Genomic DNA, 22,077 nt, shown 5'->3' on the forward strand with positions numbered 1-22,077 from the left:
ATCATGCCGGCGGGCCCGCCGCCGACGATGCAGCACCGGGTTTTCACTCGGGAACCCCCTGGAGGCTGCGACGTGTCGGATTTCACGGCCGGGTCCTCATTTACGACTCAAGTTTTCTGTGCAGTGCAGCAAGCAGGATTCATTTGCCGCGGTTGTGAATGGCCATTAGCGTCGCGGCAGACTTCGGTTGATTTCAGGAACTTGCGGTGCGGACGATCCTCATAGTGCTCGGCGTCTGGATTCTGATCAACGTGCTTTTCGTCGTGATCATGATCCCGCCGCGCAGGCCGCGGAAGCCGGATCCGCGGCAGACAGGCACGCTTGCGCCGGTGCATGTCGAGCAGAACGGCTATCCGTTCGAGAAGCAGGAAAAGCTCCTGCTCCGCCATGTCATCATCTCGATCGGGATGGGCGCGTTCTTCTCGCTGGCTCCGCCGTTGATCGAAGCCGTCGAGTCCATCAAGCGCTACATCAGGAAGGGCCGCGGGTAGCCTCCCGCCGCCGCCATCAATTGTTGCTGCGGTTGGCGCTGCGAAAACTCTTGATCTCCGACACGCTGCCGTCGCGATAGGTCAGCTCCACCGAAACGAATTGCGTGGCCGGGTTGAGCTTCATGTAGAGCGGCATGCCGGCGCTGATCGCGCTGGGGTCGCGCATGTCGCAATTCGGCATCTTCAGCACCTGGTTGGGCACGGCGCTGTCGATGCCGATGCGCACCTCTCGGATCGCACAGCGATACGAGACGAGATGCGTGTAATAGACCAGCAGCCCGTTGAACTCACGGAACGACAGCCAGCTCGTCGCGGTCATGTCCAGGATCTTGCGCTGGTCGCGGATCAGCGCGGCTTCAGGGTCGAACCTGATCGGGAACGGCCCCTGCATGTCGCCGGACTGGTCGACATAGCGGACCTCGATGGTGCCGGCCGCGGCATCCGGCGGCAATTCGATCGACGGGTTCGGCATCCGCTTGCGCGTGCGCGGATCGAGCGTGTCGATGAAACCGGTCTCGCGGAAATCGCCGGTGCCGGCCATGCGCCAGGAAATGCCGAGCGTCGGATCGGCGAAGGAGAACACCACGCTCCAGCCGCCATTGTGCCGCGAGAAGCTCGCGATCGGGGCGTTGGTAGTCTCCTCCTTCGGCACGCGCGGCACCGAGACCGGCGGCAGCGCCGCAAGCTTCTGCGGCGCCGGATCGGCCAGGCGCGCAGCCGAATCCTTGGCGGTGCCGCTGAGGAAGACGTCGTCGACCATCTGGTCGAAATAAACCGGCACCTGCCTGTGCTTCACGGTGCCGGCCATCTCGCTGACGAGACGGCGGGTGCGCTGCGCCACCTGCACGAGGTTCTCGCCGGGCTCGAGCAGCTCCTTGGCGAAGGTGCGGGTGAACACCGAATTCGGATTGGCATCGTCGTTGGAGAGACGATCGAGCGCGGTCTGGCGGGGACCTGCGGAGAATACCGAGAACACGCCTTCGGGCAGCTGCACCATCGGCGCCAGCCCGCCGCCGCCGGCGACCGCGCGCGTGCCTTTGCGCTCGAACGGATTGTTGCGGCAGGCGTCGAACACCAGGATCGAGGTCCGCGCCTTCTTGTTCTGAAGGCGCTCGACGATGCGATCGGCCAGGATCGAGGCGTCACGCACCAGCTCTTCCTGCCCTTCGGTTGCCGCCGGCACATCGGTCGGCAGCAGGTAGTTCTGGCCCGCGATCTCGAAGCCGTGGCCGGCATAGAAGAAGAATGCGGTGTCGCCGGGCTCGATCGCCTTGTCGAAGGCGAGCAGCGTCTCGGAGAATTGCTGGCGGCTCTGGTTCTCGGCGACCATCACCGCAAAGCCGAGCTGCTTGAGCGTATCACCCATGGTACGGGCGTCGTTCACGGCCTTGAGCAGCTTCGGGACATTCCTGTAATCGTTGTTGCCGACGACGAGCGCGACGCGCTTTTCGGCATGGGCAGGAAGCGCGAAGCCGCCGAGGCTCGCCGCCAGGCCAAGGGCCGCCAGAATCCTGAAAAGCCGACGCGTCATCGAAAAAATTCCCGTTGCAGAACGGCCCACCTCGGGTCCCTCGAACAGCCGTCCATTGGAACCCCGGCCGTTGATGTGATAGTCGGCCCAGCCACATCGACGGTTCAACGCCGAAGCGTTCGATTCCATCGTCTGGCCTATGGCAGATTCCAGCGGAATCTGCTTTTTCTTGGACAATTGTCCTCTTAGACATTTGTCCTTGGCAATTGCACTGGAAGCGGGGGCTGCCGTGTATCGCTGGTGTACCGACGAAGTCGAACCGCATGACCGCTTCGACTATTGGCGCGAGGTCCGGTCCAAGGGCCTGTTCGGCGTCACCGCCGAACTCGAGCGCGAACGGCGCGCGGATTTCTACGGCGAATTCTCGCTGCGCCAGCTCGGCGGCGGCGGCCTCGTCGAGCTGAAGGCCTCGCATTACACGGTCGAGCGCAGCACCTCCGACATCGCCTACGCGCCGGGCGACGCCATCTGCGTCTACCAGCAGCTCGGCAGCGGCGGCTGGTTCGGCGGCATGCGCGGAAGCGACTTCGCGATTGCCAATGGCAGCTTCGCCACCAGCCATACCGACCTGCCCTATCGCACCGCTCCGCTGGGCGCCGGCGGCTTCCACCTGCGGATCCTGAAGATCCCCGTCGGTGCCCTCCCCACACAGGACAAGCGGGTCCGCGAGCTGACGCCGCGGACCTTCGACGACCCCACTTTGGCGCCTCTGCTCGGGGCCTGCTTTGCCGATCTCGGCGAGGCGGCCGCGGGCGACGACGGGGCGACCGACGCGACCTCCCTCGTCCAGGCTCTCGCCCATCTGGCGCTGATCGAGCGCGGCATCGTGCGGCCCGGCAGCCGGCGCGGACAAGGTGCGCTGCGGACCGCCCGTCTGTCGCAGGCGCGACGGCTGATCGCGCACAATTTGCAAGACCCGGACCTCACGCCGACCATGGTGGCCAACCAGCTCGGCGTCTCCGTGCGTCACCTGCATATGCTGTTCGAGGACGCCGCGAAGAGTTTTTCGCAGACCGTGACCGACGAACGCCTGAAGAGAAGCCGCCGCCTGATGCGCGAGGCGCCGGATCGCCTGATCGCCGATATCGCGACCGCCTGCGGCTTCGAGAGCCTGGCGACCTATTACCGGGTCTTCAACGCCGCCTACGGCATGGCCCCCGGCGACTTCCGGGCCCGGGGGCCATGAGACGCTCCCATCACGGCCGCCCGGCCCAAGGGCCGAGGCGGAAAACGTGAGCCCCGCCCGTGATTTGAGCAAAAACCTCAGGGTTTTTAGGGTCTTCCCGCGCCTGCTCCATTGACTTTGGCCAATTCCCGCCTATGTTCCGGGTCGACGCGGCTCGGATCGAAGAGCGATTCCTGAGCCTTGCGCTTTGTTCGCGTGAGTCAGCACCCCCAGCTTCCTAGAGAGCGCGCCGTTTCGGGGTGGAACGCGACCAGCCTTATTACCCTCGATTCCGAACGGCGGTTTCGACCAGAGGCTCAATGTCCTTTTCAGATCTCGGACTATCCGAAAAAGTCCTCGCCGCAGTCGCGGCCACCGGTTACACCACCCCCACCCCCATTCAGGAACAGGCGATCCCCCACGTCCTCGCACGCAAGGACGTACTCGGCATCGCCCAGACCGGCACCGGCAAGACCGCGGCCTTCGTGCTGCCGATGCTCACCATCCTCGAAAAGGGCAGAGCCCGGGCGCGCATGCCGCGCACGCTCATCCTGGAGCCGACCCGCGAGCTCGCGGCGCAGGTGAAGGAAAACTTCGACCGCTACGGCGCCGGCCAGAAGCTCAACGTCGCTCTCCTGATCGGCGGCGTCTCCTTCGGCGACCAGGATGCCAAGCTGACGCGCGGCGTCGACGTGCTGATCGCCACCCCCGGCCGCCTGCTCGACCACACCGAGCGCGGTGGCCTCCTGCTCACCGGCGTCGAGCTGCTGGTCATCGACGAAGCCGACCGCATGCTGGACATGGGCTTCATCCCCGACATCGAGCGCGTCTGCAAGCTCGTCCCCTTCACGCGGCAGACCCTGTTCTTCACCGCGACCATGCCGCCGGAAATCCGGCGCATCACCGAGACCTTCCTGCACAATCCGCAGAAGGTCGAGGTTTCCAAGCCCGCCACCACCGCCGTCACCGTCACGCAGTGTCAGGTCCCGGCCGGACGCGAGGCCCATGAAAAGCGCGAGCTGCTGCGACGCCTGCTGCGCGAGGCCAAGGATCTCAAGAACGCGATCATCTTCTGCAATCGCAAGCGCGAGGTCGCGATCGTCCACAAATCGCTCCAGAAGCACGGCTTCAGCGTCGGCGCCCTGCATGGCGACATGGACCAGTCGGCTCGCACTGCCGCGCTCGAGCAGTTCCGCAAGGGCGAGCTGCCGCTGCTGGTCGCCTCCGACGTCGCCGCCCGCGGCCTCGACATTCCCGAGGTCAGCCACGTCTTCAATTTCGACGTCCCCCATCATCCCGACGATTACGTCCATCGCGTCGGCCGCACCGGCCGCGCCGGCCGCACCGGCATGGCCATCTCGCTCGTGACGCCGCTCGACCAGAAGTCGATGGTGGCAATCGAGAAGCTGATCGGTCAGAGCATCCCGCGCGCCGAAGGCGATTACGAAGTCAATGCAGAAGCCGGCGACGCGAGCGAGCGCCCGCGCGAGTCGCGTGGACGGGATCGCGAACGCTCCCGCGGCGGACGCGGCAAGCCGCAGCGCGGTGGACGCGACCGTGAACGCAGCCACGAACCGCGCGAACCGCGTGGCGAGGCAAGACACGCTTCTGAAGCAAGGCCTTCGGCCGAAGCTCGGCCCGCCCCCGAGGCGCGGCCTGCACGCGAGGCAAGGCCTCCGCGTGAAGCCAGGTCATCGTCCGAGCCGCGCAACGGCGCGCGTCCGCAAGCCAATGCATCGCATGTGCCCTCGATCGGGCGTCCCGAGCCGCGCCGCCAGCGCGAGGCTGACAACGAGCCGGGCGATCACTCGCACCTGCCCGCGTTCCTGCTCCGGCCCGTGCGTTCTTCGCCCGCCGGCGCCTGAAGCTCCGCAAGGGACGGAACTAGGCGCCTCAGGTTCGGTTGAGCTGAGGCGCCCCACACGTTTTATGATGCATTGGCCACCGTATATTTACTGGCCGTTCACAAACGTCCGTTAGCCTACGAACATAATTTAAGCATTGCTGTGGTCGACGGCGCATCGACCGCCGTGGGGTATGTTCCGTGGTCAAGGTTCTCGACGAACACGAACGCACGATGGCGTTCGCCGAAGTGGCGCTCGGTCAGATCCGATCGCTCAAACAGACCGCAATTCCCCGCAATTACGAGATCTGGTACGTCTACGCCACCGGCTACAACGCGCCGCTCAACAAGATCATCAACGAGACGCTGGCCCGCCACGGCAAGCTGACCGAGTCCGATCTCGAGCAGATCTACGAGACCTATCTCTCCCACATCAAGACCACCGACCGCATCGACAAGGTCGGCGCGCGCGTCATCGGCGAGATCGACGATGTGATGAAGGTCTTGACCGACGCGCTCGGCATGACAGGCACCTATGACGCGAGCCTGTCGGGCGCGACCGAGAAACTTTCGGCGGCCAAGAGCCGCGACCAGATCAAGTCGATCGTCGAGACGCTGCTGCGGTCGACCAGCGAGATGCGCGAGACCAACAAGGCGCTCGAAGACCGGCTCACGCTGTCGAAGAACGAGATCAGCAATCTCCAGCAGAGCCTCGAGGCGATCCGTGCCGAGAGCCTGACCGATCCGCTCACCGGCCTTGGCAACCGCAAATATTTCGATCGCATGATCGCCATGGCGGTGCAGACCGCACTGGCCTCGGGCGAGCCGCTCTCGCTGCTGCTGTTCGACATCGACCACTTCAAGTCGTTCAACGATTCCTACGGCCACCTCACCGGCGACCAGGTGCTGCGGCTCGTCGGCCTGTCGCTGAAGCAGACCATCAAGGGCCAGGACATCACCGCGCGCTACGGCGGCGAGGAATTCGCGGTCGTGCTGCCCAACACCGCGCTGCGCCAGGCCCTCACGGTGGCCGATCACATCCGCCGCGCGGTGATGGCGAAGGAATTGAAGAAGAAATCCACGGGCGAGATCCTCGGCCGGGTCACCATCTCGGTCGGCGTCTCCATGCTCAAGCAGGGCGACGACACCGACGCGTTGATCGAGCGGGCGGATGCCTGCCTCTACGCCGCCAAGCGCAACGGCCGCAACCGCGTGATCTGCGAAGCCGATCCGGAATTCGCGATCGAGAGCCACAGCCGGGTGGCATAGATTTTCACGAGGTCTCGTAGGGTGGGCAAAGGCGCGTAAGCGCCGTGCCCACGATCTCGGCATGATTATTTCGAACCCTGGGCACGCTTCGCGTTGCCCACCCTACGCACTGCTTTCTTAGGTGCCTTCTTCGCAGCGGTCTTTTTCGGCGCTGCCTTCTTCCCCTTCGGCCGCTTCTTCACCTTGGCGCGCTGCGCGGCGGCAAGGGCCGCCCTCGCCCATTGCGCGAGCGCCGCGGAATCGTCGAACAGGCGCGCCGGCAGCTCCCAGTAGGAGTTCACCAGCACGGTCTTGGTGCGGGTCGAATATTGGAACGGCTTCGAGCCTTCCGCTTCGAAGTCCGGGATGGTCACCTCGTCGGCGCGGAAGAACAGGCCGGCACGCAGCGACAGCGCGAAATTGATGCCATCGGCGGAGATGCCGTGGCCGGAGAACATCTTGCGGATGGTGACGGGGCCGAAATCGGCGAACAGGTCGATCAGGAATTCGCGGTCCATGGCACGCTCTCTCGTGCCCCGGACGCAGCGCAGCGTGTCAGAAGCGCGTTTGCGCGCGTCTTCGATTCGCTATGGCGCTGCTGGGCCGGGGCCCAGTCGCTCTACGGACTGAAACTATAGCGTGGGTGCCGGCTCTGCGCAGCGGCGCAAACGCGCCGCAGCGCGTCCGGGACACGAAAGTCGTGGGAAGGCGTTACCCGTCGATCTTGGCCGGCCGCAGCTCGACCGACTCGCCGCAACCGCAGGCGGAGACCTGGTTGGGGTTGTTGAAGACGAACTGGGCCTGCATCTTGTCGGCCTTGTAGTCCATCTCGGTGCCGAGCAGGAACAGCACGGCCTTGGGATCGACCAGGATCTTGACGCCCTTGTCCTCGACGACCTCGTCGGTCGGGCGGACATCGTGGGCGTATTCGACCGTGTAGGACTGGCCGGCGCAGCCGCCGTTCTTGACGCCGACGCGCAGTCCCACGATCTCGGAATCGGCGCGGTTGGTCAGTTCGCTGATGCGCTGGGCTGCGGCGTCGGTCAGCCGCATCACCTGCGGGCGTGGGCGACGCGGCTTCGGGGTGGATGCTGGGGTCGAGCCTGACGAAATCTGAGTCATGTCAATGATGTGGTCCGTTGCGGCGCGAATTCAATGCCGAGGAGTCAAAGCAGGCGTTACGCGTCACCACATGTTGAGCACGAGGCGGGCCTCGTCGCTCATGCGTTCGGGGGACCATGCGGGCTCCCATACCACCTTGACGTCGACCACGCCGACGCCGGGGACGCTGGCGACCGCGTTCTCGACCATGGTCGGCAGCTCGCCGGCGGCCGGGCAGTTCGGCGTCGTCAGCGTCATCTGGACGTCGACCGAGCGGTCGTCCTTGATCTCGACCTTGTAGATCAGGCCGAGCTCGTAGATGTCCGCCGGGATTTCCGGGTCGAACACAGTCTTGAGGCCCGCGATGATCTCGGTGGTCAGACGCTCGGTCTCCTCAGGCGGCAGCGCCGACTGGGTTTCCATCGGGTTGGCTTTGATTTCGGCCGTGTCACTCATGCGAACAAATCCCGCGCCTTCAACAGCGCCTGTGCCAGATGATCGACTTCTTCCCGCGTATTATACATGCCGAACGAGGCCCGGCATGTGGCTGTCACGTTGAACCGCTCTAAAAGCGGCATCACGCAATGGGTCCCGGCGCGTACCGCGATGCCCTGACGGTCGATCACGGTGGCGACGTCATGGGCATGGGCGCCCTTCAGCTCGAAGGAGATCACCGGGCCCTTGCCCCTGGCGGTGCCGATCAGCCGCAGCGAGTTGATCTCGCGCAGCTTCTCCTGGGCGTAAGTCGTGAGATCGTGCTCGTGCGCGGCGATGCGCTCCTTGCCGATCGAGTTGACGTAGTCGATGGCGGCGCCAAGGCCGACGGCCTCGACGATTGCCGGCGTGCCCGCCTCGAACTTGTGCGGGGGATCGCCATAGGTGACGATGTCGCGCGAGACCTCGCGGATCATCTCGCCACCGCCATTATAGGGGCGCATCGCGACGAGGTGATCGTACTTGGCCCAGAGCACGCCGATGCCGGTCGGCCCGTACACCTTGTGGCCGGTGAAGACGTAGAAGTCGCAGCCGAGATCCTGGACGTCGACGGGCAGATGCACGGCGCCCTGGCTGCCGTCGACCAGCACGGGAATGCCGCGCGCGTGCGCGATCTTCACGACCTCCTTGATCGGCACAATGGTGCCGAGCGCGTTCGACATCTGCGTGATCGCGACCAGCTTGGTCCTCGACGTCAGCAGCTTCTCGAACTCGTCGATGAGGAAATTGCCCTCGTCATCGACCGGCGCCCATTTGATCACGGCCCCCTGGCGCTCCCTGAGGAAGTGCCAGGGCACGATGTTGGAGTGGTGCTCCATGATCGAGATGACGATCTCGTCGCCTTCTTTGACGTTCGGCCCGCCCCACGAAGACGCGACGAGGTTGATCGCCTCGGTCGCGTTGCGGGTGAAGATCACTTCCTCGGTCCGCGCAGCATTGATGAACTGCGCGACCTTGGTGCGGCCGCCCTCATAGGCTTCGGTCGCGGCATTGGCGAGGTAGTGCAGGCCGCGATGCACGTTGGCGTATTCGCTCGTATAGGCGTGCGTCATGCGGTCGAGCACGGCGCTCGGCTTCTGCGCGGAGGCCGCGTTGTCCAGATACACCAGCGGCTTGCCGTAGACCTGCAGGCTAAGCGCCGGAAAATCCTGGCGCACCCGCGCGACGTCATAGGCGCCGTTCTTGACTGCGGGATGCGTGCTCATTGGCGGCGCTCCAGCCAGCGCTCGGCAATACCGATCACGTGCTCGCGCAGATTATCATCGGCGATCTGCTCGATCGCTTCGCCGACGAAGGCCTGGATCAGCAGTGCCTGGGCCTGCTTCTCGGGCAGGCCGCGCGCCTTCAAATAGAACAGCAGGCTCTCGTCCAGCGCGCCGGCGGTGGCGCCGTGGCCGCAGGAGACGTCGTCGGCGAAGATCTCCAGCTCGGGCTTGTTGTCGGCCTCGGCTTCGTCCGAGAGCAGCAGCGCCCGGATCATCATCTTGCCGTCGGTCTTCTGCGCGTCGGGACGGACGATGATGCGGCCCTGGAACACCGAATGGGCGCGATCGTCGAGCACGGCGCGGAACACCTCGCGACTGACGCAGTTCGGGACGGCATGGTCGACCACCAGCGTGGTGTCGCCGTGCTCGGTCTTCTGCAACAGGTTGACGCCGTTGGCCGAGAGCTCGCTGCCCTCGCCCGCCAGCGTGATGAAGCCTTGCAGGCGGCTCACAGCCGCGCCGGTGGTCATGTTGAAGACGTTGAGTTTTGTATTTGCGCCGACGGTGACGAATTGCGAGGTGATGTTCACCGCATCAGGCGCGTCGTCCATCAGGCGGATATGCGCAACGTCGGCATCGTCACCGACCGTCATGAGCACAGCGTCGTTGATCTGGTAGGCCTTGGCACCAGCAGCGACAAAACTCTCGATGATGGTGGCGTGAACGCCCTTCCCGACCGCGACGCGCGAACGGGTGAAGCTGGACGCCGAAGCCGCGGTCGCAATGTGGATGATCTGGATCGGCGCGGAGAGCTGCGCGCCATCCGCGATCGAGAGCACCACGCCATCGGTCGCCATCGCAGCGTTCAGCGAAATCACGGCATCTGTGGACGCGGTCGTCAGGAGACCCGCATCCTTCTCCAGAGACTCACGCGAGGTCTTGAAGCTCACTTCGGAGCTCAGTGCCTTCACGTCGGACAGATCGGCCGCGAACACGCCGTCAACCAGCACCAGCTTGCGGGCGCCGTCGATCGCATGCGCCTTGACCGCTTCCGCGGCACGCTTCAGCGCAGCCGCATCGGGCGCAGCTGCCAGCGGCAGCACCTCGCCGACCAGCGCACGCAGGTCGGTGTATTTCCATTCCTCGATCCGGCGGTGCGGCAGGCCGAGACGCTCATAGGTCTCAAACGCCTCGCGGCGCGCCGCGATCACGGACGGCGAACCCGGCAAGCGGCCTTCGGCGCTGGTGAAGAGATCGCTCACCGCGCGGCCCTTTCCGGTCTTTGCCACAGCAACGTTCATCACAAGATTCCTTACGCGGCGTCCTCGAACTGGGCGTAACCGGACTCTTCCAGCTCCTGCGCCAATTCCTTGCCGCCGCTCTTCACGACGCGGCCCTTCGACATCACGTGCACGATATCGGGCACGATGTAGTTGAGCAGCCGCTGGTAATGGGTGATGACCACCATGGCGCGCTTGGGCGAATGCAGCGCGTTGACGCCGTCGGCCGCGATGCGCAGCGCGTCGATGTCCAGGCCCGAATCCATCTCGTCGAGGATGCACAGGCTCGGCTCGAACAGCGCCATCTGGAGCACCTCGTTGCGCTTCTTCTCGCCGCCGGAGAAGCCGACATTGACGCCGCGCTTGAGCATGTCCTGCGGGATGTTCAGCGACTTCGAAACCTCGCGGACCTTCTTCAGGAAGTCCGGCACCATCAGCTCGCTCTCGCCGCGCGCCTTGCGCTGCGCATTCAGCGCGGTGCGCAGGAAGTTCATGGTGGTGACGCCGGGAATCTCGACCGGATACTGGAATGCCAGGAACACGCCCTTCGCGGCGCGCTCTTCGGGCGCCATCTCCAGCAGGTCCTCGCCCTTGAACAGGATCTGGCCGTCGGTGACCTCATAGCCGGGCTTGCCGGCGATGACATGCGAGAGCGTCGACTTGCCGGAGCCGTTCGGCCCCATGATCGCGTGGATCTCGCCCTCGTTTACGGTCAGCGTCAGCCCGTGGAGGATCTCACGCTCCTCGACACGAACCTTCAGGTCTTTCACTTCAAGCAAAGCCATCTTGTTTTTCCATCTATCTCCTCATCCTGAGGAGCGCCGAAGGCGCGTCTCGAAGGATTGAGGCCAACAATCTTTTCCGTATCCATCCTTCGAGACGGCCGCGTTCCGCGGCCTCCTCAGGATGAGGTCGGAGTTAGCCGACCGACCCTTCAAGCGAGATCGAAATCAGCTTCTGCGCTTCCACCGCGAATTCCATCGGCAGCTGCTGCAGCACGTCCTTGACGAAGCCGTTGACGACGAGGCCGACGGCTTCTTCCTGCGAAAGACCGCGCTGGATACAGTAGAACAGCACGTCCTCGGAGATCTTCGAGGTCGTCGCCTCGTGCTCGAACGTCGCCGAGGAGTTCTTGGCCTCGATGTAAGGCACGGTGTGCGCGCCGCATTTGTCGCCGATCAGCAGCGAGTCGCAGGCCGTGAAGTTGCGCGCGCCGGTTGCCTTCCGGTGCGCGGTGACGAGACCGCGATAGGTGTTCTGCGACTTGCCGGCGGCGATGCCCTTCGAGATGATCCGGCTCGACGTGTTCTTGCCGAGGTGGATCATTTTGGTGCCCGAGTCGACCTGCTGATAGCCGTTCGAGATCGCGATCGAATAGAACTCGCCGCTGGAATTGTCGCCGCGCAGGATGCAGCTCGGATACTTCCACGTGATGGCGGAGCCGGTCTCGACCTGGGTCCAGGAAATCTTCGAGCGGTCGCCGCGGCAGTCGCCACGCTTGGTGACGAAATTGTAGATGCCGCCCTTGCCTTCCGAATTGCCGGGGTACCAGTTCTGCACCGTCGAATATTTGATCTCGGCGTCGTCATGCGCGACGAGCTCGACCACGGCGGCGTGCAGCTGGTTCTCGTCGCGCTGCGGCGCGGTGCAGCCTTCGAGATAGGAGACGTAGGAGCCCTTGTCGGCGATGATCAGCGTGCGCTCGAACTGGCCGGTGTTGCGCTCGTTGATGCGGAAATAGGTCGACAGCTCCATCGGGCAGCGCACGCCCGGCGGCACGTAGACGAACGAGCCGTCGGAGAACACCGCCGAGTTAAGCGTCGCGTAGAAATTGTCCGAGGTCGGAACCACCGAGCCCAGATACTTCTGCACCAGCTCGGGATGCTCGCGGATCGCTTCCGAGATCGGCATGAAGATCACGCCGGCCTTCTTCAGCTCCGCCTTGAAGGTGGTGGCCACCGAGACCGAATCGAAGACAGCGTCGACCGCGATCTTGCGGCGGTTGGGGTCTTCCTCGCCGGGCTTCGGCTCGACGCCTTCGAGCATGGCAACTTCCCGCAAGGGAATGCCGAGCTTCTCGTAGGTCTTGAGGATCTCCGGATCGATCTCGTCGAGCGAGGTGATCGTCTTCTTCGGCTTCGGCGCCGAATAGTAATAGAGGTCCTGGAAGTCGATCTTGGGATAGTCGACGCGCGCCCAGGTCGGCTCGGTCATGGTCAGCCAGCGCCGATAGGCCTCGAGCCGCCACTGGAGCATCCAGGCGGGTTCGTTCTTCTTCTCGGAGATGAACTTGACGGTCTCTTCCGACAGGCCCTTGGGGGCCTTGTCGGACTCGATCAGGGTCTCAAACCCATAACGATACTGGTCGACGTCGATGCGCTTGACGCGATCGACCGTCTCTTGGACGGCTGGCATTCTATCCTCCGCTCGCGGTTTCAAGGACCGCGGTGGATCAAACTCGGACGAGTATTACGATGTTTCTTGGCGGAAAGCACGGGCTTAGAACCGTTCGAGCCGTGTTTCGTCGCTTAGCCCTTAAGTAGGGTATTACCGAGCTTTCGCCAAGCCTCTAACGCCCTCTTGATGTCATCCGGTTCCGTGGACCAGCCCAGACTGAGGCGCACCGCTCCCTGGGCAACGGTGGCATCATACCCCATCGCCGACAACACATGCGACGGCTGGACCTTGCCTGAGGAACAGGCTGAGCCTGAGGACACGGCCACGCCTTCGAGGTCGAAGCCGATCACGGCAGTCTCGGCCTTCAGGCCGGGCGCGGTGAACAGGGTGGTATTCGGCAGCCTGTTCACGTCATCTGCGAAGACGGCCGCCCCGGCAATAGCACGAAGGCCATTTTCCAAGCGATCCCTGAGGGTTACCATGCGCTCCGCATCTTTCGGCAGAGCCTGAAGCGCGGCCTTCACCGCCGCTCCGAAGCCGGCGATCCCAGCGACATTCTCGGTTCCGGCGCGGCGGTTCAGCTCCTGCCCGCCGCCGCGCAAGACCGGTTCAAGGCCGGCCAGCCCTTCCGCCACCACCAATGCACCGACGCCCTTGGGGCCGCCGATCTTGTGCGCAGAAAAGGTCGCAAGGTCGGCACCTAACGCGTTAATATTGAACGCAATTTTGCCAAGCGCCTGGATCGCGTCGACGTGGAGAAGCCCGCCGGCCTCGTGGACCATCCGTCCGGCCTCGGTGACCGGCTGGAGCGCACCGGTCTCGTTGTTGGCGGCCATGATGGAGACCAGCGCCGGCGGACCGTCGCCGAGCAGCGCCTTGAGGTGATCGACGTCGATCACACCTGAGCGCGTGACGCGGATCTGGCTGACCCCGCCGGCTGCGAACCGGCCGCCTGCCAGCACCGACGCGTGTTCGACGGCCGAGACCAGCAGCCGCTCCACGGGGCCGCCGGAGGGGGCCCGCAGGCCGGGCGACAGCGCCAGCGCATTGGCTTCGGTTCCAGCCGAGGTGAAGACGACATTCCGCGGCAACGCACCCACCGCCGCCGCCAGATTCGCCCGGGCCTCCTCGACCAGCCGTCGCGCCTCCCGCCCCTCGGCATGAACCGAGGACGGGTTGCCGATCAGCTCCCAGGCGGCAAGCATGGCGCTTCGCGCTTCGGCACGGAGCGGCGTGGTCGCATTCCAGTCGAGATAAACGCGGCTCGGCATTGAGTATTATATTACCTTGTCCTCGGGGGCCTTTCCGCCGCCCCCGACCGACATGGGCCCCGGCCGCGCGCTTGGCAACCGTGATTCCGGATCTGCGTCTTGCGATGACGCGGCCATGACACGCTAACATCTTGAGCCGATTGGCTGATGTTCAAGATGCTTGCTTTTTGCCCCTCGGCCCATGTTAGAACGCGCACCGTCAAGTCACCGCGCGCCGTTTGCGCGTCACCGCGAGGCGCACGCCTTCTCACCCTTCCATTCGCGCTTTCGTCGGCATCGCTGTCGATGAGGCCATAATCGGTTGATTGCCGAGAAACCTCGCTCCAGCAAATCAATCAAGAGATCACCGATGCCTGAAGTTATTTTCGCCGGACCCGCTGGCCGTCTCGAAGGCCGCTATCACCCGGCCAAGCAGAAGAACGCGCCGATCGCGATGATCTTGCATCCGCATCCGCAGTTCCACGGCACGATGAACCATCAGATCGTGTACCAGTGCTACTACGCCTTCGCGCATCGCGGCTTCTCGGTGCTGCGCTTCAATTTCCGCGGCGTCGGCCGCAGCCAAGGCTCGTTCGACCACGGCACCGGCGAATTGTCGGATGCGGCAGCAGCGCTCGACTGGGCGCAGACCATCAATCCCGAGGCGCGCGCCTGCTGGGTCGCCGGCTTCTCCTTCGGCGCCTGGATCGGCATGCAGCTCCTGATGCGCCGCCCCGAAGTCGAGGGCTTCATCTCGATCGCGCCGCCCGCCAATCTCTATGACTTCTCGTTCCTCGCGCCCTGCCCGTCCTCGGGCCTGATCGTGCATGGCGAGAAGGATGCGGTGGTGCCGCCCAAGGACGTCAACACGCTGGTCGAGAAGCTCAAGACGCAGAAGGGCATCGTGATCGACCAGCAGGTCATCCCCGGCGCCAACCATTTCTTCGACGCCAAGCTCGAGCCGCTGATGGAGACCATCACGGCGTACCTGGACATGCGTCTCGCCAACGTGCGCTGAGGCCTCGTAGCTGAGCTTGTAGCCCGGATGGAGCGAAGCGAAATCCGGGAAGCTCCATCCGCGGATACACGGCCCCGGATTGCGCTTCGCTCCATCCGGGCTACGAGACCAAGGCGCGGCTCAAGCCGCGAGCTTGAGCAGGTGCGCATCGTGCCGCACCAGGAAGGCGCGCAGCAATTGCGGATAGTCCGTGCCGACCGCGGTGCGGACGCTCGGACGCTTTGCAAGCTCTGTGCGCCACGCCCGCACCTTCGGCACATCCGTGAAGATGCCGTGCTCGGTCAGTTCATCGAACAGATCGAAATAGCGGAAGACCGGTGCGAACACGGCGTCGACCAGGCTGAACTGTTCGCCGGCAAAGAACGGACCTGCGCCGAGCGCGACTTCCACACGCGCGAACTTCGCGACAAGCGCCTGACGCTTGCTCTCGAACGTTGCCGGATCCGTCGTCGTCTCCAGCCCCCAGAGATCGCCCAGGATCGCCGAGCCGAACTCCATCCAGGCGCGGTGCTCGGCGCGCTTCAACGCATCCGCCGGATGCAGCTTCGCGCCGCCTTGCGTCTCCTCGATGTACTCGCAGATCACGTTGCTCTCGAACAGCGCGACCTCGCCCTTGTCGGTCGTCACGACCAGCACCGGCACCTTGCCGAGCGGCGAGAGTTTCAAGAACCAATCTGGCTTGTTGGCGAGATCGATGTCGACCCGCTCGAACGGCACGCCCTTCTCCTTCAGCGCGATCACCGCGCGCTGCACGTAGGGGCAAAGCTTGTGGCTGATGAGTTTCAGTGAAGTCGTCATGGCAATGATCCCGGCGGTTCGATGCAACTGCATCCAATTTAGATGCAAATGCATGCACACGTCAAGATCAATGCAGATGCATTAACCGCCCCTGACTTCAGGGCCGCGCGATCACCCCGCCCGTCATCGGCATCGGCACGCCCGTGGTGGCGGGATAGGACAACGGCAGCCCCTTGAGGCCGCGGGCGGCGAGGAAGCCGAAGGCCTGCGCCTCGATGGCGTCGGAGGCCCAGCCGAGCGTCTCCGCGGCCTCGACGGTGGCCGAGCCCACCCGCTCCCGCAGCATCCGCAGCATGGTGAGGTTGCGGGCGCCGCCGCCGCAGACGATCCAGCTGCGCGGCCGCCGCGGCAGTAGCGGGATGATGCGGGCGATTGCCGCCGCGGTGAAAGCGGTGAGAGTCGCGGCGCCATCGGCAGGCTGGACGTCACCAAGCTTCAGCGCGGCAAAGTCGTTGCGGTCGAGCGATTTCGGCGGCGGGCTTGCGAAGAATGGCAACTCCAGCGCGCGCGCGATCCAGGCTTCATCCGCCTTGCCGAGCGCTGCGAACTTGCCCTCCGCGTCGAACGCCTGGTTCATGGTGCGGTACATGAAATCGTCGAGCAGCGCATTGCCGGGCCCGGTGTCGCAGGCGATCAGCGTGTCGTTGCCGTCGATATAGGTGATGTTGGAGACGCCGCCGATATTGACCACGACGATCGGCCCCTCGCGCTCCAGCGAGTTGGCGAGCGCCCGGTGGTAGACCGGCACGAACGGCGCCCCCTGCCCGCCGGCTTCGACGTCGGCGGCGCGGAAATCATGCATCACGGGAATATGGATTGACCGCGCCAGCGAGGCGGCGTCGCCGATCTGGACCGTCAGGCGCCGCTCGGGGCGGTGCAGCACGGTCTGGCCGTGGAAACCGACGATATCGATCTCTTCCGGCTTCATCCGGTTCTGGGCGATGAAAGCGGCCACCGCCTCGGCATGCGCCTGCGTCACGGCGCGCTCGGCCTCGGCCAGAATCCCCGGCCGGGCATCGCGCTGCGGCAGGTGCACCGCCTCGCTCAGCGCCTGGCGTAGCAGATTGCGCTCGGCCGGGCTGTAGGCCCGGTAACCGGACGGTCCGAACGCCTTCACCTGCCTTCCGTCGGTTTCGATCAGCGCAATGTCCACCCCGTCCAGCGAGGTGCCGCTCATCAAACCGAGTGCCGTCAACATCATGGATCAGCGCCCTCAAAAGCCCCCCTCCGGCATGCCGATCTTGTGCCAGAGGGACACATCTTATAATGCCACAGGCCAAAGTGGCGGGCGGCAATCGAGTTCCAACTCAAGACTCTTAAATTGCCCCCAAAACGGTAAACCAAGAATTGTCAGGCTCGCCGACAGATGACTGCATTTAAATCGGATTTCCTCAATATCCTGCAGGAACGTGGATTCATCCACCAGTGCTCCGATTTCGAGGGGCTGGACGCGCTCGCCGCCAAGGGCGAGGCGACCGCCTATGTCGGCTACGATTGCACTGCCCGCTCGCTGCATATCGGCAATTACCTCACCATGATGATGCTGCACTGGCTCCAGCAGTCCGGCAACAAGCCGATCACGCTGATGGGCGGCGGCACCACCATGGTCGGCGATCCCTCCGGCAAGGACGAGACGCGCGCCATCCGGACCGTCGCCGAGATCGAGTCCAACAAGGAATCGATCCGCGGCGTATTCGCCAAGGTGCTCAAATATGGCGACGGCAAGAGCGACGCCATCATGCTCGACAATGCGGAGTGGCTGACCAAGCTCAACTGGATCGAGATGCTGCGCGACGTCGGCCGTCACTTCTCGGTCAACCGCATGCTGACCATGGACTCCGTGCGGCTGCGTCTCGAGCGGGAGCACGAGATGAGCTTCATCGAGTTCAACTACATGGTCTGCCAGGCCTACGACTTCGTCGAGCTCGCCAGGCGCACCGGCTGCAAATTGCAGATGGGCGGCTCGGACCAGTGGGGCAACATCATCATGGGCGTCGATCTCGGCCGCCGCATGGGCACGCATCAGCTGTTCGCGCTGACGACGCCGCTGCTGACGACGGCGTCCGGCGCCAAGATGGGCAAGACCGCGCAAGGCGCGGTCTGGCTCAACGCCGACCAGTTCAGCCCTTACGATTTCTGGCAGTACTGGCGCAACACCGAGGATGCCGACGTCGGCAAGTTCCTGAAGCTGTTCACGACGCTGCCGATCGCCGAGATCAGGAAGCTCGAAGCGCTCGGCGGCTCGGAGATCAACGAGGCCAAGAAGGTGCTCGCGACCGAGGCGACCGCGCTGCTGCACGGCCGCGACGCAGCAAACGAAGCGGCCGAAACCGCGCGCCGCACCTTTGAGGAAGGTGCGCTCGCGGAGAGTCTCCCGACCGTGGAAATTCCGCGCGGCGAGTTGGACGCCGGCCTCGGCGTGCTCAACGCTTTCGTCAAGGCGGGTCTCGTCGCCTCCAATGGTGAAGCACGGCGCCAGATCAAGGGCGGCGGCCTGCGCGTCAACGACGAGCCGGTCACCGACGAGAAGATGGCACTGACGCCCGCAAGTCTCACGCCGGAGGGCGTGATCAAGCTGTCGTTCGGCAAGAAGAAGCACGTCCTCATCAGGCCTGCATAGGCGTATGAGCTTTTGATGCTTGTCAGGGCGCGCCGAAACGCGCTCCCTGATGAGAAATGGACCAGAACACGCCGAGGGAAACGAGCAAGGGCGGCGTCGCGGTGACACCGCAGGGCGCCGTTCGTATCGCGCTCACCGTGCTCGCGCTCTGCTTTACGCTCGCGGTGCTCGGCCGTGGACTCGGCGACAGCTTTACGGTGTTCCTGAAGCCGATCTCGGAAAGTTTCGGCTGGGACCGCGCACAGATCGTCTCGGTCTATTCGCTCACCTGGCTCGCCAGCGGTCTTACCGCGCCCTTCGTCGGACGGCTGTTCGACCATTCCGGACCGCGTATAGTCTATGCGCTCGGCCTGCTGCTGCTCGGCGCGGCCTTCCTGATTGCGGCGCACGCGCAGGCGCTCTGGCAATTCCAGCTCTCGATCGGCCTCTGCGTCGGGATCGGCGTCGCCTTCATCGGCATCGTGCCGAACTCGATCCTGCTCGGACGCTGGTTCGGGCCGCGCCTGCCGACGGCAATGTCGGTGGTGTATTCGGCGATGGGCGGCGGTGTGCTGGCGCTGCTCCCGGCCTCGCAGCTGCTGATCGACCGCATCGGCTGGCGCGACACCTACCAGCTGTTCGGCTTTGCGGCACTGGGCCTGCTGGTGCCGCTGATGCTGCTGCCGTGGCGATTGTTCGCGGCGGGCTCCCCGCATGTCGTGAAGAAGTCCGATCCTGACTTCGTCGACAACGGCTGGACGCTGCTCGGCGCGATGCGACACCACGCCTTCTGGGCGCTGTTCTCGACCTTCTTCTTCACTGCCGTCGGCATGTATGCGATCGCAGCCCAGATCGTGGCCTATCTGATCGATGCCGGCTTTCCGCCGCTCGAGGCCGCGACCGCCTGGGGTTTTTCGGGCGTGGTGCTCGTGTTCGGGATGCTCGGCGTCTCCGCGCTCGATGGCCTGATCGGACGCCGGCCCTCCGTGCTGCTGAGCTACGCGATCTCGATCCTCGGCATCTTCCTGCTCTGGCTGCTGCAGTACGTTCCCAACATCCTGGTGCTCACCGGCTTCGTCGTCTGCTTCGGCAGCATGATGGGCTCGCGCGGCCCGCTGATCAGCGCGACCGCGATGCGGATCTTTCAGGGCAAGCGGGTCGGCACCATCTACGGCACCATCTCGATCGGCAGCGGATTGGGTTCGGCGTTCGGCTCGTGGAGCGGCGGCCTGATCCACGATGCGACCCATGGCTACAACGCGCTGCTTGCCTTCGCACTTGCGAGTGTGGTGCTCGGGATGATCCCGTTCCTGGTCGTGCCCGCCTTGCGGCGCTAGGTGTCGCAGAGGTAACCTAAGGGCATTCGCGCCACCGGGAAATTACGGATTCGCGCGAGGCGAACACGCGCAAAAAATGCAGATCGCGTGCGGCTGAAACCTCGGCCTGCGGTGTTTTGTCCGACATGACAAAAATGTCAGCGCGGAATTGATCCTGGGTGGCTTGCGAGGCGGAACCGAATGCGGTCCAAGTCGCAACATTGGATGGAGGGCAAAACCAATGGACTTTCCTTTTCTCACTCGCTTTCAACCGGTTCTCTTGAGCCTGTTTCGCTTCATCACCGGCCTCTTGCTGTTCCAGTACGGCATCGCCAAGCTGTTCAAGTTTCCGCCTCTGCCGATGTTCGCGAAAGTCGAACTTATGTCACTTTACGGCGCGGCCGGCTCGCTTGAACTGGTGGTTGGCGGGCTGTTGATGATCGGCCTGTTCACACGCCTCGCGGCGTTCATCCTCTCGGGTGAAATGGCCTTCGCCTATTTCATGGGCCACATGCTCAAGGGCGAAACGCCGGTGCTGCTGCCGCTGCTCAATGGCGGCACCGCGGCGATCCTGTTCTGCTTCGCCTGCCTCTACCTCTCGGCCGCCGGCGGTGGTCCGATCAGCGTCGACGCGGCGATGGGCAAGAAGTAACGGCTCGATCGGCGGCGCTGACGCGCCCGCAGATCGCCTCGCAAACAAGACGCGGCACCGGCAGATCGCCGGTGCCGTTTCAGCGCGCCCCCAGCACGTTCCAGATCAGAACGAGGGCCGCGACGAGCAGCACGGACATGATGATGCGATGAACGAATCGATTCATTGCCGGTCCGGCCGGGCTCTGTAGACGAATTCCAGGATCGATTTTCTCCGGGATACGGACCGGAACCGGCCCGCGCACGGCGATTTGCCTGCACGGTTGCGAATAAGGCTGCGAGCGCTGTCCGGCGCGGCGGGCCGCCGCATGGCTATGTTCATGATTGGTAAGAACTTCGTGTTACGGACGATGACAATAACAACCATTCTGTAGAGGCTGCGATGAAGCTGCTCAGTCACCTGAAGATCCGCACCAAGCTCGCCAGCATGGTCTGTCTCGCGGCACTCACGGTCACGGCCATCATCGGCGTATCGGCCGTGCTCAGCAAGAGCCGCATGATGGAGGACCGCGTCCAGCAGATGCGGACCGCGGTGGAGCTGCTCTACAACTACGCCCAATCGCTTCAGGAAGACGTCGCCGCAGGCAAACTGGCGCTGCCGGAGGCGAAGTCCCGTTTCCATGAGCGCGGCCGGCGCATGAGCTTCAACGGCGGCCAGGGCTATCCCGTGGTCTACAATCCCGACACCTCGCTGTTCGTGAACGGCGCCAATAAGCAGCTCGAAGGCAAGATCACCGGCGCGATCGACTCCAACGGCGTTCTCATCGCCGATGCGATCCTCAAGGCCGGCGACCAGAACAGCGGAGGCGTGGCCTCCTATCTCTATCCCCGCCCCGGCCAGACCGAGCCGGTGCGCAAGACCGTATTCGCGCGCAAATTCGCGCCCTGGAACGTGACCATCAGCTACGGCCTCTATGTCGACGACATCGACGCCGACGTCCGCGCGCTGACCCTGGAACTCGCCGCAATCGGCGTCGGCCTGATGCTGCTGATGGCGACGCTGTCCTGGCTGATCGCCCGCGACGTGCTCGGCGCGCTCGACCGTCAGAAGGCCCGCATGCAGGAGATTTCCGAAGGCGCCATCGACAAGCCGGTCGAGGAGACCGATCGCGGCGACGAGATCGGCCGCATGGCCGAGACGCTCGAAGTGCTCAGGCAGACCGCTTTGACGGCGCGTACGCTCGAGGCCGAGCAGGCCGCGACCAAGACCCGCAGCGAGCAGGAAAAGCGCGACGCGCTGGTCTCGCTCGCCGACCGGTTCGACGCCTCGGTCGGCCAGCTCGTCGGCCTGATGGCTTCCGGCTCCGGCGAGCTCGAGACCACCGCCAAGTCGATGTCATCCACGGCCGAGGGCACCAACCGCCGTGCCGCCGTGGTCGGTACCGCCGCGACGGAAGCCAGCCAGCGCGTCCAGACGGTGGCCGCCGCCGCCGAGGAACTCTCCTCCTCCATCACCGAGATCAGCCGCCAGGTCGCCCAGTCGGCCGAGGTGACCGGCCGCGCCGTCGACAACGCACGCCGCACCGACACCATCGTGCGCGCGCTGTCCGACGGCGCCCAGCAGATCGAGCACGTCGCCGAGCTGATCTCCAGCATCGCGGCGCAGACCAACCTCCTCGCCCTCAACGCCACCATCGAGGCCGCGCGCGCCGGCGAAGCCGGCCGCGGCTTCGCCGTCGTCGCCTCCGA

Annotated in this window: 20 protein-coding genes; 9 read left to right on the plus strand and 11 right to left on the minus strand. The window is 64.5% G+C overall.

The genetic code is table 11. The features are described 5' to 3' along the window. The first annotated feature begins 206 nt into the window (after positions 1–206). Positions 207–491: a hypothetical protein gene (locus PMI42_RS32630; protein WP_008142976.1), complete on the plus strand. Its 285-nt coding sequence runs from the start codon at positions 207–209 to the stop codon at positions 489–491. Between the two features lie 16 nt (positions 492–507). Here PMI42_RS32630 and PMI42_RS32635 read toward each other — a convergent pair whose 3' ends face one another. Beyond that, complete coding sequence (locus PMI42_RS32635) at positions 508–2,022, minus strand: caspase family protein (protein ID WP_035967297.1); 1,515 nt, start codon at positions 2,020–2,022, stop codon at positions 508–510. Between the two features lie 229 nt (positions 2,023–2,251). On the opposite strand from PMI42_RS32635, the gene PMI42_RS32640 reads away from it, so the two are divergent. The 3 genes from PMI42_RS32640 to PMI42_RS32650 all read left to right on the plus strand — a co-directional run bounded on the left by PMI42_RS32640 (position 2,252) and on the right by PMI42_RS32650 (position 6,299). After that, positions 2,252–3,208 (plus strand): helix-turn-helix domain-containing protein, encoded by a 957-nt coding sequence (locus tag PMI42_RS32640; protein ID WP_008142982.1) that lies wholly within the window; start codon positions 2,252–2,254, stop codon positions 3,206–3,208. A gap of 299 nt (positions 3,209–3,507) precedes the next feature. Next, positions 3,508–5,052 (plus strand): DEAD/DEAH box helicase, encoded by a 1,545-nt coding sequence (locus PMI42_RS32645; RefSeq protein WP_008142984.1) that lies wholly within the window; start codon positions 3,508–3,510, stop codon positions 5,050–5,052. Positions 5,053–5,231: 179 nt separating this feature from the next. Beyond that, positions 5,232–6,299 carry a GGDEF domain-containing protein gene (locus tag PMI42_RS32650; RefSeq protein ID WP_035967294.1) on the plus strand — a complete coding sequence of 356 codons (1,068 nt, stop codon included), beginning with the start codon at positions 5,232–5,234 and terminating at the stop codon, positions 6,297–6,299. A 65-nt stretch (positions 6,300–6,364) separates the two neighbouring features. On the opposite strand, the gene PMI42_RS32655 is transcribed toward PMI42_RS32650, so the two are convergent. From PMI42_RS32655 to PMI42_RS32690, 8 genes are all read right to left on the minus strand, one after another. After that, a complete protein-coding gene (locus PMI42_RS32655) occupies positions 6,365–6,796 on the minus strand; it encodes a TfoX/Sxy family protein (protein WP_008142989.1) in 432 nt (143 codons plus the stop codon). Between the two features lie 193 nt (positions 6,797–6,989). After that, positions 6,990–7,331, minus strand: a complete 342-nt coding sequence (locus PMI42_RS32660) for a HesB/IscA family protein (protein WP_008142991.1) — start codon at positions 7,329–7,331, stop codon at positions 6,990–6,992. 132 nt (positions 7,332–7,463) lie between these two features. Continuing rightward, positions 7,464–7,835, minus strand: a complete 372-nt coding sequence (locus PMI42_RS32665; RefSeq protein WP_008142994.1) for an SUF system Fe-S cluster assembly protein — start codon at positions 7,833–7,835, stop codon at positions 7,464–7,466. Beyond that, on the minus strand, positions 7,832–9,079 hold the full coding sequence (locus tag PMI42_RS32670) for a cysteine desulfurase (protein WP_008142995.1): 1,248 nt from the start codon (positions 9,077–9,079) through the stop codon (positions 7,832–7,834). Before PMI42_RS32670 ends, PMI42_RS32665 begins: the two co-directional genes overlap by 4 nt. After that, positions 9,076–10,380, minus strand: coding sequence for a Fe-S cluster assembly protein SufD (gene sufD / locus PMI42_RS32675; RefSeq protein WP_008142998.1), 1,305 nt, complete (start codon positions 10,378–10,380; stop codon positions 9,076–9,078). Before sufD ends, PMI42_RS32670 begins: the two co-directional genes overlap by 4 nt. An 11-nt stretch (positions 10,381–10,391) precedes the next feature. Further along, positions 10,392–11,144: a Fe-S cluster assembly ATPase SufC gene (sufC, locus tag PMI42_RS32680; RefSeq protein ID WP_008143000.1), complete on the minus strand. Its 753-nt coding sequence runs from the start codon at positions 11,142–11,144 to the stop codon at positions 10,392–10,394. Positions 11,145–11,277: 133 nt separating this feature from the next. Next, positions 11,278–12,774: a Fe-S cluster assembly protein SufB gene (sufB, locus tag PMI42_RS32685; protein ID WP_008143002.1), complete on the minus strand. Its 1,497-nt coding sequence runs from the start codon at positions 12,772–12,774 to the stop codon at positions 11,278–11,280. A gap of 113 nt (positions 12,775–12,887) precedes the next feature. Continuing rightward, positions 12,888–14,027: a cysteine desulfurase family protein gene (locus PMI42_RS32690; RefSeq protein WP_008143003.1), complete on the minus strand. Its 1,140-nt coding sequence runs from the start codon at positions 14,025–14,027 to the stop codon at positions 12,888–12,890. A 349-nt stretch (positions 14,028–14,376) separates the two neighbouring features. On the opposite strand from PMI42_RS32690, the gene PMI42_RS32695 reads away from it, so the two are divergent. Then, positions 14,377–15,024, plus strand: coding sequence for an alpha/beta hydrolase (locus tag PMI42_RS32695; RefSeq protein WP_008143006.1), 648 nt, complete (start codon positions 14,377–14,379; stop codon positions 15,022–15,024). Between the two features lie 120 nt (positions 15,025–15,144). Here the strand turns inward: PMI42_RS32695 and PMI42_RS32700 are convergent, their stop codons facing one another. Continuing rightward, complete coding sequence (locus tag PMI42_RS32700; protein ID WP_008143008.1) at positions 15,145–15,822, minus strand: glutathione S-transferase family protein; 678 nt, start codon at positions 15,820–15,822, stop codon at positions 15,145–15,147. A 97-nt stretch (positions 15,823–15,919) separates the two neighbouring features. Continuing rightward, complete coding sequence (locus PMI42_RS32705) at positions 15,920–17,023, minus strand: anhydro-N-acetylmuramic acid kinase (protein ID WP_008143009.1); 1,104 nt, start codon at positions 17,021–17,023, stop codon at positions 15,920–15,922. 165 nt (positions 17,024–17,188) lie between these two features. On the opposite strand from PMI42_RS32705, the gene tyrS reads away from it, so the two are divergent. The 4 genes from tyrS to PMI42_RS32725 form a co-directional block, all read left to right on the plus strand. After that, entirely contained in the window at positions 17,189–18,442 is a 1,254-nt protein-coding gene (gene tyrS / locus PMI42_RS32710) for a tyrosine--tRNA ligase (protein WP_008143011.1), read from the plus strand. A gap of 56 nt (positions 18,443–18,498) precedes the next feature. Continuing rightward, positions 18,499–19,758, plus strand: coding sequence for an MFS transporter (locus PMI42_RS32715; protein WP_008143012.1), 1,260 nt, complete (start codon positions 18,499–18,501; stop codon positions 19,756–19,758). Positions 19,759–19,978: 220 nt separating this feature from the next. Then, on the plus strand, positions 19,979–20,389 hold the full coding sequence (locus PMI42_RS32720) for a DoxX family protein (protein WP_008143013.1): 411 nt from the start codon (positions 19,979–19,981) through the stop codon (positions 20,387–20,389). 381 nt (positions 20,390–20,770) lie between these two features. Continuing rightward, positions 20,771–22,077 (plus strand): methyl-accepting chemotaxis protein (locus tag PMI42_RS32725; RefSeq protein WP_008143014.1); only part of this gene is annotated, 1,307 nt, incomplete at its 3' end.

It is taken from the genome of Bradyrhizobium sp. YR681 (genome assembly GCF_000282615.1).
GTDB lineage: Bacteria > Pseudomonadota > Alphaproteobacteria > Rhizobiales > Xanthobacteraceae > Bradyrhizobium.

Coding starts and splice junctions, on each gene's coding strand:
- PMI42_RS32645 (WP_008142984.1), top strand. CDS start 3,508: ATGTCCTTTTCAGATCTCGGACTATCCGAAAAAGTCCTCGCCGCAGTC.
- PMI42_RS32715 (WP_008143012.1), top strand. CDS start 18,499: ATGGACCAGAACACGCCGAGGGAAACGAGCAAGGGCGGCGTCGCGGTG.
- PMI42_RS32700 (WP_008143008.1), bottom strand. CDS start 15,822: ATGACGACTTCACTGAAACTCATCAGCCACAAGCTTTGCCCCTACGTG.
- sufC (WP_008143000.1), bottom strand. CDS start 11,144: ATGGCTTTGCTTGAAGTGAAAGACCTGAAGGTTCGTGTCGAGGAGCGT.
- PMI42_RS32665 (WP_008142994.1), bottom strand. CDS start 7,835: ATGAGTGACACGGCCGAAATCAAAGCCAACCCGATGGAAACCCAGTCG.
- PMI42_RS32635 (WP_035967297.1), bottom strand. CDS start 2,022: ATGACGCGTCGGCTTTTCAGGATTCTGGCGGCCCTTGGCCTGGCGGCG.
- sufD (WP_008142998.1), bottom strand. CDS start 10,380: ATGAACGTTGCTGTGGCAAAGACCGGAAAGGGCCGCGCGGTGAGCGAT.
- PMI42_RS32695 (WP_008143006.1), top strand. CDS start 14,377: ATGCCTGAAGTTATTTTCGCCGGACCCGCTGGCCGTCTCGAAGGCCGC.
- tyrS (WP_008143011.1), top strand. CDS start 17,189: ATGACTGCATTTAAATCGGATTTCCTCAATATCCTGCAGGAACGTGGA.
- PMI42_RS32670 (WP_008142995.1), bottom strand. CDS start 9,079: ATGAGCACGCATCCCGCAGTCAAGAACGGCGCCTATGACGTCGCGCGG.
- PMI42_RS32720 (WP_008143013.1), top strand. CDS start 19,979: ATGGACTTTCCTTTTCTCACTCGCTTTCAACCGGTTCTCTTGAGCCTG.
- PMI42_RS32655 (WP_008142989.1), bottom strand. CDS start 6,796: ATGGACCGCGAATTCCTGATCGACCTGTTCGCCGATTTCGGCCCCGTC.
- sufB (WP_008143002.1), bottom strand. CDS start 12,774: ATGCCAGCCGTCCAAGAGACGGTCGATCGCGTCAAGCGCATCGACGTC.
- PMI42_RS32660 (WP_008142991.1), bottom strand. CDS start 7,331: ATGCGGCTGACCGACGCCGCAGCCCAGCGCATCAGCGAACTGACCAAC.
- PMI42_RS32690 (WP_008143003.1), bottom strand. CDS start 14,027: ATGCCGAGCCGCGTTTATCTCGACTGGAATGCGACCACGCCGCTCCGT.
- PMI42_RS32705 (WP_008143009.1), bottom strand. CDS start 17,023: ATGATGTTGACGGCACTCGGTTTGATGAGCGGCACCTCGCTGGACGGG.